We start from the raw sequence: 8,467 nt of genomic DNA, 5'->3' as shown, positions 1-8,467 counted from the left end.
TAGCCCGAAGGGCGGCGGCGGGCCTCGGCAATCCGGATATGTTTCCGTCAACTCCGCCGGTATCCTTCCGCCAAGGGAGGATAGGCCATGAAGTACGTTTACATTCTTCAGAGTCTCGATTCTGAGCACTTCTATGTGGGCATCACAGATGATCTGCGAGCTCGATTGGCAAAGCACAATGCCGGAGAGGTGCCGCATACATCAAAATATGGGCCTTGGCGGATACGAACGTATTTTGCATTCGATGACGCAGCTCGTGCGTTCGCCTTTGAACGGTACCTGAAATCAGGTTCGGGACGCGCCTTCGCAAGGAAGCACTTCTGATGCTTTGACCCAGCGCGCCCCCCACTCCCCGGTCCCCGCAGCGCAACGATCTCGTGCCTGATCGCGACCAGCTCCGACACCGAGCACGCTGACGCGGCGAGAATCCACTGCGGCACGGCGCGCGCCCTGTCCTTCAGCGCGGCACCCCCTCGCCCGCAGCAATATCGACGTTCGCCTGCCGCTCGTCCGAGGCGGCGAGGCGGCCGCGCATGCGGCCCTGCCCGTGAAGCCATTGCCGGCACCTTCGAACCTCGCTAGGCCTGTGATCGAATACCGATCCTCCTCGAAGCGAAGGTTGCCGTCATGAGTTCCGAAGCCGCATCAGGCGCGATGACCGGACTGCGCGTCATCGATCTCACGCGCGTGCTCGGCGGACCCTATTGCACACAGATCCTCGCCGACCACGGCGCCGACGTCATCAAGGTCGAGCCGCCGGCGGGCGACGAGGTGCGCGATTGGGGCCCGCCCTTCCACGACGAGGACGCGGCCTATTTCGTCGGCATCAACCGCAACAAGCGTTCGATCGGACTCGACCTCGCCTCCGACGGCGGCCGCGCCGTCCTGCTCAAGATGCTGGAGACGGCCGACGTCCTGATCGAGAACTTCAAGCCCGGGACGCTGGAGAAATGGGGCATCGGCAGCGACGTGCTGCAGCAAAAATTCCCGCGCCTCGTGCATTGCCGGATCTGCGGCTTCGGCGCCGACGGCCCGCGCGGCGGCAATCCCGGCTATGACGCCATCATCCAGGCGATGACCGGCATGATCGCGGCCACCGGCTCGGTCGAGAGCGGACCGATGCGGATCGGCGTCCCGCTGGTCGACATCGGCACCGGGCTCTATGCGGCGATCGGCATCCTGATGGCGCTGTCGGAACGGCAGCGCTCCGGCAAGGGCCAGTTCCTGGAGACCACGCTCTACGAGACCGGGCTTGCCATCATGCATCCGCACACCGCGAACTTTTTCATGCATGGCAAACCGCCCGGGCTGACCGGCAACGAGCATCCCAACCTCGTGCCCTATGCGATCTTCCCGACCAAGACCGATAACATCTTCATCGGCGTCGGCAATGACGGCACCTTCCGCAAATTGTGCAGGGAGATCGGCAAGCCGGAGCTCGGCACCGATCCGCGCTTTGCCCGCAACAAGGACCGCATCGCCAATCGCGAGGCGCTGCGCGCCGAGCTCGCCGCCGTCTTCAGCCAGCACGAGGCCGAGCCCTTGTGCGACCGGCTGCTCGCGGCCGGCCTGCCGGCGGGCCCGGTGCAGAAGATCGACCAGGCGTTGAACAACCCGCACACGATCTACCGCGGCGATATTATCGAGAAGGACTGGTACAAGGGCGTGGCATCGCCGATCCGGCTCGCGCGCTCCAAGCCGAGCCTGCGCCGGGTGCCGCCGAAATTCAGCCAGCACTCTGCCGAGGTGCTTTCCGAGTTCGGCTATTCGAAAGCCGAGATCGAGGCGATGGTCAAGACAGGCGTCGTCTGCGGGCCCGAGCGCAAGCGCTGAGGCGCCTGCGCGCCGCTTTTCTCGGCGGATGCCGCACTGCGGCGCGGGCACTATAGTGCGGCGCGAACGGCTTCGATTGCCCTTGCGCGCCTTCGCCTAATTTCCGGCTTCCCTTCGGTAGCGCTTGCCGCTTTCGTTTCGCCCGCTTACACAGTCATGTGAACGTCATATGGCGCTGCTAGCGCAAGCGCACGTGATGACGGCCCAAGGGGAGGTTTTCTTGATGGCTCTTCGACGACTTTATGCGGCTGCCGCTGTTGCGGCCACGATCGGCTTTGCGGCATCGCCGGCGCAGGCGGTGACTGAAATCCAGTGGTGGCATGCGATGACCGGCGCGAACAACGACGTGATCGTCAAGCTCGCGAACGATTTCAACGCGTCGCAAGGCGACTACAAGGTGGTTCCGACCTACAAGGGCAACTACGCCGACACGATGAACGCCGGCATCGCCGCGTTCCGCGCCGGCAACGCGCCGCACATCATGCAGGTGTTCGAGGTCGGCACCGCGACCATGATGGCCGCGACCGGCGCGGTCAAACCGGTCTACAAGCTGATGGCGGAGGCCGGCGAGAAGTTCGATCCCAAGGCCTATCTGCCCGCGATCACCGGTTACTATTCGACGTCGAAGGGCGAGATGCTGTCCTTCCCGTTCAACTCCTCCTCCACCGTCATGTGGATCAATCTCGACGCGCTCAAGAAGGCCAACATCGCCGCGCCGCCCAAGACCTGGCCGGAAGTCTTCGAGGACGCCAAGAAGCTGAAAGCAGCCGGCTATACCACGTGCGGCTTCTCCAATTCCTGGGTCACCTGGGTCAATCTCGAGCAGCTCTCGGCCTGGCACAACGTGCCGCTCTCGACCAAGGCCAACGGCCTCGACGGTTTCGACACGGTGCTGGAATTCAACGGACCGCTGCAGGTCAAGCACCTCGAGAACCTGGTCGAGTTGCAGAAGGACAAGACCTACGACTATGCCGGCCGCACCAACACCGGCGAGGGCCGCTTCACCTCCGGCGAATGCCCGATCTACCTGACCTCGTCCGCGTTCTTCGGCAACGTCAAGGCGCAGGCCAAGTTCAACTTCACGGCCGTGCCGATGCCCTACTACCCCGACGTCAAGGGCGCTCCGCAGAACTCGATCATCGGCGGCGCCTCGCTCTGGGTGATGGGCGGCAAGACTCCCGAGGAATACAAGGGCATCGCAAAGTTCCTGACCTTCCTCTCCGACACCGACCGCCAGGTCTACATCCACAAATCGTCGGGTTACCTGCCGATCACCAAGGCGGCCTACGAGAAGGCCAAGGCCGAGGGCTTCTACAAGGACCAGCCCTATCTCGAGACCCCGTTGCTGGAACTCACCAACAAGGAGCCGACCGAGAACTCCCGCGGCCTGCGGCTCGGCAACATGGTGCAGCTGCGCGACGTCTGGTCGGAGGAGATCGAGCAGGCGCTGGCCGGCAAGAAGACCGCCAAGCAGGCGCTGGACGCAGCGGTAGAGCGCGGCAACCAGATGCTGCGGCAGTTTGAAAAGACCGCCGTGAAATGAGACGATGAGCCGGCAGGCCGCGAGCCCGCGGCCTGCCGCCCCTCTGAAGTCATGCAAAAGAACGCCATCTTCCAGTCGAAGCTATTGCCCTACGCGCTGGTTGCGCCGCAGCTCGCGATCGTTCTGATTTTCTTCTACTGGCCGGCGGCGCAGGCCGTGTTCCAGTCCTTCCTGCAGCAGGATGCCTTCGGGCTCTCGACCACCTTCGTCTGGTTCGAGAACTACCGGGACCTGCTCAGCCAGCCGGATTATTTCGCCACCATCCTGCGCACCTTCGGCTTCTCCTTCGCGATCGCGGTGTCGTCGCTGTCGTTCGCCCTGCTGCTGGCGGTGATGGCCGACAAGCCGCTGCGCGGCGGCACGCTCTACCGCACGCTTCTGATCTGGCCCTATGCGGTAGCCCCGCCGGTCGTCGGCGTGCTCTGGATCTTCATGCTGCATCCCTCGCTCGGGGTGCTGTCGCGCTATTTGCGTGCGCTCGGCGTCGACTGGAATCCGCTGCTCGACGGCGACCAGGCCGCGCTGCTGATCATCGTGGCCGCGGCCTGGAAGCAGATCTCCTACAACTTCCTGTTCTTCCTCGCCGGCCTGCAGGGCATCCCGAAGAGCGTGATCGAGGCCGCCGCGATCGACGGCGCGCGCCCGATGCGGCGGTTCTGGACCGTGATCTTCCCGCTCTTGTCGCCGACGATCTTCTTCCTGCTCGTCGTCAACATCGTCTACGCCTTCTTCGACACTTTCGGCATCATCGACACGATGACCCGCGGCGGCCCGGGCAAGTCGACGGAAACGCTGGTCTACAAGGTCTATACCGACGGCCTGCTCGGCGGCAATCTCGGCGGCTCGGCGGCGCAATCGGTGATCCTGATGGTCATCGTCATCATGCTGACGGCGATCCAGTTCCGCTTCGTCGAACGCAAGGTGACCTACTGATGGTCGAGCAAGAGGGCATCAGGCGCTACGTCGCCCATTTCATCCTCTGGATCGGAATCGCGATCGTCGCCTTCCCGGTCTATCTCGCGATCGTCGCCTCGACCCAGGAGACCGGCGTCATCGCCAACGGGCAGATGTCGCTGTTGCCCGGCGGCGAATTCCTGAAGGTCTATTATCAGACGATCTTCGTCGGCACGTCCGGCTCGACCCGTGAACCGGTCGGCACGATGATGTTCAACTCGCTGGTCATGGCGATGCTGATCGCGGTCGGCAAGATCGCGATCTCGATCATCTCGGCCTACGCGATCGTCTATTTCCGCTTTCCGTTCCGGATGCCGATCTTCTGGCTGATCTTCATCACCCTGATGCTGCCGGTCGAGGTGCGCATCTACCCGACCTACAAGATCGTCGCCGACCTGCACATGCTCGACAGCTATGCGGGGCTGGCGCTGCCGCTGATCGCATCCGCCACCGCGACGCTCCTGTTCCGGCAGTTCTTCATGACCGTCCCGGACGAACTGTTGGAAGCCTCGCGCATCGACGGCGCGGGGCCGTTCCGCTTCTTCTGGGATACGCTGTTGCCGCTGTCGCGCACCAACATGGCAGCGCTGTTCGTGATCCTGTTCATCCTCGGCTGGAACCAGTACCTCTGGCCGCTGCTGATCACGACGCGCGACGACATGCAGACCATCCAGATCGGCATCCGCAAGATGATCACCACCACCGACGCGCTCACCGAATGGCCCGTGGTGATGGCGACCGCGGTGCTCGCGATGCTGCCGCCGGTGTTCGTCGTCGTGGTCATGCAGAAGCTGTTCGTACGCGGACTGGTCGAGACGGAAAAGTGAGGGGGCGAATGGTGAATAGCGAGTGGCGAATGGCGGGCGAGGCGTGGCGCCTGGCTCGCACCCCGATCTTATTCGCCATTCGCCATTCGCCATTCGCCGGTGAAACCAATGGCTAACGTCACCCTGCGCGACGTACGCAAGACCTATCCGGGCGGCTTCGAGGCCATCAAGGGCGTCAATGTCGACGTCGGCGACGGCCAGTTCTGCGTGCTGGTCGGCCCCTCCGGCTGCGGCAAGTCGACGCTGCTGCGCATGGTGGCCGGGCTCGAGACGGTGACCGGCGGCGAGATCGACATCGGCGGCCGCGTCGTCAACGGCGTCGAGCCGGCCGATCGCGACATCGCAATGGTGTTCCAGAACTACGCGCTCTATCCGCATATGAGCGTCTACAACAACATGGCCTACGGCCTGCGCAACCGCGGCATGGCCGAGGCCGAGATCAAGAGCCGCGTCGAGGAAGCCGCGCGCATCCTCGAGCTCGGTGCGATGCTCGAGCGCAAGCCGCGCCAGCTCTCCGGCGGCCAGCGGCAGCGTGTCGCCATGGGCCGGGCCATCGTGCGCCAGCCAAAAGTGTTTTTGTTCGACGAGCCGCTGTCCAATCTCGACGCCAAACTGCGCATCGCGATGCGGGTCGAGATCCGCAAATTGCAGCGCCGGCTGAACACGACCTCGATCTACGTCACCCACGACCAGCTCGAGGCGATGACGCTCGCCGACGTGCTGGTGGTGATGAACGGCGGCCAGGTCGAGCAGGTCGGCAATCCCCTGGACATCTACGAGAAGCCTGCCACGACCTTCGTCGCCTCCTTCATCGGCGCACCGCCGATGAACCTGATGTCGACGCGCCCCCAGGAGATTAGATCGCAACTCGGCACGGGCGGCGGCTCCGCCGAGGCCGGCATCCTCGGCATCCGCCCGGAGGATTTCGTCATCACCGACCAGGCGCCTTCCGGCGGCATCGCGCTTTCGCTGACCGTCGAGGCGATCGAGCGCGTCGGCGCCGAGACTTTCGTCTATGGCGCGCGGCAGCAGGAAGAGCAGCGTGTCGCCGCCACCCCCGGCGAGCTGCCACCCGGCGAGATCATCGTCCGCATTCCCGGCGCCGACGCACCCGCGATCGGCCAAAAGATTCGCGTCGCCGCGACGCGCGCAAAGCTGCACCTGTTCAGCGCGGACGGAAGGACGCGGATCGAGGCCTGAGACGCCCCGTCGTTCCGGGGCGGCCCTCCGCCAGGTGCTTGAACCGGCATCGCAATATGCCCATATTGCAGACCAAGGGGTGCCGCTTGCGGGCCCTGAAACGTCAAAGTCGCTTCGAGAGGACTTTGTAAACTATGTCTCGTGTTCCCACGTTATCCAGTCCGTTCCTGCTGGGCTTCGACGAGATTGAGCGCGTGCTCGATCGCGTCGTCAAAGGCGCCGACGGTTACCCGCCCTACAATATCGAGCGGTGCGAACGGTCGGACGGCCAGCCCGAGCGGCTGCGCATCACGCTGGCGGTCGCCGGCTTCACCCGCGACCAACTCGATGTAACCATTGAGGAAAACCAGCTCGTGATCCGCGGGCGGCAGCAGGACGACAAGACCCGGCAATACATCCATCGCGGGATCGCCGCGCGCCACTTCCAGCGCACCTTCGTGCTGGCGGAGGGGATGCACGTGCTGGGTGCGGATTTGAAGAACGGGTTGTTGTCGATCGATCTGGCCCGGCCGGAACCGGAAAGGATCGTTAAGACAATCGCTATCAATGAGCACGAATAATGGAACGAGTAGCGGACTCGACCGCTTGGTATGTTGGAGGAGTCGAGACCATGAGTGACGTTGCGTTCGAATGTGAGGCCAAGAACGTGTCGGCTGAAACCCTGGCGACCCTTGGCGAAGGTCACATCGCCTATGTGAAGCAGATCCGCTCCGAGGACGTACCGGATTTGTTTCCGCAGGCGCCGAAGATCGCGCCCGGTCTGAAGCTGTTCGCGCTGCATGCCGCCGACGGCACGCCGATCATGCTGACCGACAGCCGCGAAGCCGCGATCGCCAATGCCTGGAGCAACGAACTGCAGGCCGTCAGCGTGCACTGACGCGCATCGCGCGCGACAGAGGGATTTCAAGCGGGCATGCCTTCAGACGAAGGCGTGCCCGTTTTGTTTTGACGGCGAAAATTGGATGTCATAAATTCTGGTTGTTCTGACTAGCTATCAGAGGAGCCCATGTCGACGGCAAAGCACCGCTCTTCCAAGAAGCACTCTCGATCGGGGAGATGGAGTCTCCAGGACGCCAAAGCCCGCTTGAGCGAAGTTGTCAGGGCGGCACAGCTTGCGGGGCCGCAGCGGGTCACGCTGCACGGCAAGGATGCGGCCGTCGTCGTCGGAGCCGAGGAATTTGATCGTCTTCAACGGCCGGTGAGCGGCCGCGATATCGTAAGGGCACTTTCCACCGGCCCGTTGGGTGACGTTGAGTTCGAGCGTCTCACCATCAAGTCCAAGGTCCGGGATGTCGAATTGTGAGAGGATGGCTGCTCGATACCAACGTCGTTTCGGAGCTTCGCAAACCCAGAGCCAATCTGGAAGTCGTCAACTTCGTTGCAGCCCAAGACGGCCGCACGCTTCACGTCTCGGACGTCACCTTCGCCGAGATCATCTACGGCATTGAGCAGTTGAGCGACATCGCACGACGCGCCGACCTTCGCGCTTGGCTCGAGAGGACCTTGCGGCCGCTGTTCGCCGGGCGCGTTCTCGCCATCACCGAGGAAGTGCTTGTCCGCTGGAAAACAATGGCTGTCGAAGGCCAAAAGCGCCGCCATACCTTCGGTCAGCCCGACTTGTTCATTGCAGCCATTGCCGCCGTGCAGGACTTGGCTGTGGTTACACGTGATGTCGACGAGTTTGTCGAAGCTCGCGTGCCCGTATTCGATCCGTGGACGGGTATGTTCCATCATCACGGGCGGAAGACATCGATGAAGCCTCCCGTGACGCTGGAGCGAATAGCAGGCCTTTTCTAGCTTACGCCGCGGTCGCGGGCGGCAGCGCCAGCACCGAATAGATCGCCTGGGCGTCGCGCGAGGCGCGCAGCTTCTTGGCGATGTCCTGGTCGCGCAACAGGCGGGCGATGCGCGCCAACGCCTTGAGATGATCGGCGCCGGCGCCTTCCGGCGCCAGCAGCAGGAAGACGAGATCGACGGGCTGGCCGTCCATGGACTCGAAATCGATCGGACGGTCGAGCCGCGCGAACAGGCCAAAGATCTTTTCCAGCTTGGGCAGCTTGCCGTGCGGGATGGCGACGCCATAGCCGACCGCGGTGGTGCCGAGCTTTTC

General features: G+C 63.5%; 11 protein-coding genes. 10 read left to right on the top strand and 1 reads right to left on the bottom strand.

All coding sequences use genetic code 11. The features are described 5' to 3' along the window. The first annotated feature begins 87 nt into the window (after nucleotides 1-87). The 10 genes from KGM94_RS21070 (at nucleotide 88) to KGM94_RS21025 (ending at nucleotide 8,154) form a co-directional block, all read left to right on the top strand. Entirely contained in the window at nucleotides 88-324 is a 237-nt protein-coding gene (locus KGM94_RS21070; protein WP_300263726.1) for a GIY-YIG nuclease family protein, read from the top strand. A gap of 303 nt (nucleotides 325-627) precedes the next feature. Further along, nucleotides 628-1,833: a CaiB/BaiF CoA-transferase family protein gene (locus KGM94_RS21065; protein ID WP_300263724.1), complete on the top strand. Its 1,206-nt coding sequence runs from the start codon at nucleotides 628-630 to the stop codon at nucleotides 1,831-1,833. Nucleotides 1,834-2,056: 223 nt separating this feature from the next. Next, nucleotides 2,057-3,376, top strand: a complete 1,320-nt coding sequence (gene ugpB / locus KGM94_RS21060; RefSeq protein WP_300263722.1) for a sn-glycerol-3-phosphate ABC transporter substrate-binding protein UgpB — start codon at nucleotides 2,057-2,059, stop codon at nucleotides 3,374-3,376. Between the two features lie 51 nt (nucleotides 3,377-3,427). Next, nucleotides 3,428-4,309, top strand: a complete 882-nt coding sequence (gene ugpA, locus KGM94_RS21055; protein ID WP_300263720.1) for a sn-glycerol-3-phosphate ABC transporter permease UgpA — start codon at nucleotides 3,428-3,430, stop codon at nucleotides 4,307-4,309. After that, complete coding sequence (gene ugpE, locus KGM94_RS21050; RefSeq protein ID WP_300263718.1) at nucleotides 4,309-5,157, top strand: sn-glycerol-3-phosphate ABC transporter permease UgpE; 849 nt, start codon at nucleotides 4,309-4,311, stop codon at nucleotides 5,155-5,157. Before ugpA ends, ugpE begins: the two co-directional genes overlap by 1 nt. Nucleotides 5,158-5,265: 108 nt before the next feature. Further along, a complete protein-coding gene (locus KGM94_RS21045) occupies nucleotides 5,266-6,357 on the top strand; it encodes a sn-glycerol-3-phosphate import ATP-binding protein UgpC (protein ID WP_300263716.1) in 1,092 nt (363 codons plus the stop codon). A gap of 134 nt (nucleotides 6,358-6,491) precedes the next feature. Beyond that, nucleotides 6,492-6,917, top strand: coding sequence for an Hsp20 family protein (locus KGM94_RS21040; RefSeq protein ID WP_300263714.1), 426 nt, complete (start codon nucleotides 6,492-6,494; stop codon nucleotides 6,915-6,917). Nucleotides 6,918-6,967: 50 nt separating this feature from the next. Then, the gene (locus KGM94_RS21035) at nucleotides 6,968-7,234 is read left to right on the top strand and encodes a DUF1150 domain-containing protein (protein ID WP_300263712.1); all 267 of its coding nucleotides are present in this window, start codon (nucleotides 6,968-6,970) and stop codon (nucleotides 7,232-7,234) included. A 129-nt stretch (nucleotides 7,235-7,363) separates the two neighbouring features. Continuing rightward, the gene (locus KGM94_RS21030; RefSeq protein WP_300263710.1) at nucleotides 7,364-7,660 is read left to right on the top strand and encodes a type II toxin-antitoxin system Phd/YefM family antitoxin; all 297 of its coding nucleotides are present in this window, start codon (nucleotides 7,364-7,366) and stop codon (nucleotides 7,658-7,660) included. Continuing rightward, the gene (locus KGM94_RS21025; protein ID WP_300263708.1) at nucleotides 7,657-8,154 is read left to right on the top strand and encodes a type II toxin-antitoxin system VapC family toxin; all 498 of its coding nucleotides are present in this window, start codon (nucleotides 7,657-7,659) and stop codon (nucleotides 8,152-8,154) included. Before KGM94_RS21030 ends, KGM94_RS21025 begins: the two co-directional genes overlap by 4 nt. Before the next feature lies 1 nt (nucleotide 8,155). Here the strand turns inward: KGM94_RS21025 and KGM94_RS21020 are convergent. After that, the coding region (locus KGM94_RS21020) for a PTS sugar transporter subunit IIA (RefSeq protein ID WP_300263706.1) at nucleotides 8,156-8,467 on the bottom strand (312 nt) is incomplete at its 5' end.

Source organism: Bradyrhizobium sp. (assembly GCF_028868675.1).
GTDB lineage: Bacteria > Pseudomonadota > Alphaproteobacteria > Rhizobiales > Xanthobacteraceae > Bradyrhizobium.
This window is presented reverse-complemented; position numbering and strand designations above follow the sequence as displayed.

Bases quoted from the DNA above. Each gene is read 5' to 3' on its own strand.
- ugpA (WP_300263720.1), top strand. From the start codon at position 3,428: ATGCAAAAGAACGCCATCTTCCAGTCGAAGCTATTGCCCTACGCGCTG.
- ugpB (WP_300263722.1), top strand. From the start codon at position 2,057: ATGGCTCTTCGACGACTTTATGCGGCTGCCGCTGTTGCGGCCACGATC.
- KGM94_RS21030 (WP_300263710.1), top strand. From the start codon at position 7,364: ATGTCGACGGCAAAGCACCGCTCTTCCAAGAAGCACTCTCGATCGGGG.
- KGM94_RS21070 (WP_300263726.1), top strand. From the start codon at position 88: ATGAAGTACGTTTACATTCTTCAGAGTCTCGATTCTGAGCACTTCTAT.
- ugpE (WP_300263718.1), top strand. From the start codon at position 4,309: ATGGTCGAGCAAGAGGGCATCAGGCGCTACGTCGCCCATTTCATCCTC.
- KGM94_RS21045 (WP_300263716.1), top strand. From the start codon at position 5,266: ATGGCTAACGTCACCCTGCGCGACGTACGCAAGACCTATCCGGGCGGC.
- KGM94_RS21065 (WP_300263724.1), top strand. From the start codon at position 628: ATGAGTTCCGAAGCCGCATCAGGCGCGATGACCGGACTGCGCGTCATC.
- KGM94_RS21040 (WP_300263714.1), top strand. From the start codon at position 6,492: ATGTCTCGTGTTCCCACGTTATCCAGTCCGTTCCTGCTGGGCTTCGAC.
- KGM94_RS21035 (WP_300263712.1), top strand. From the start codon at position 6,968: ATGAGTGACGTTGCGTTCGAATGTGAGGCCAAGAACGTGTCGGCTGAA.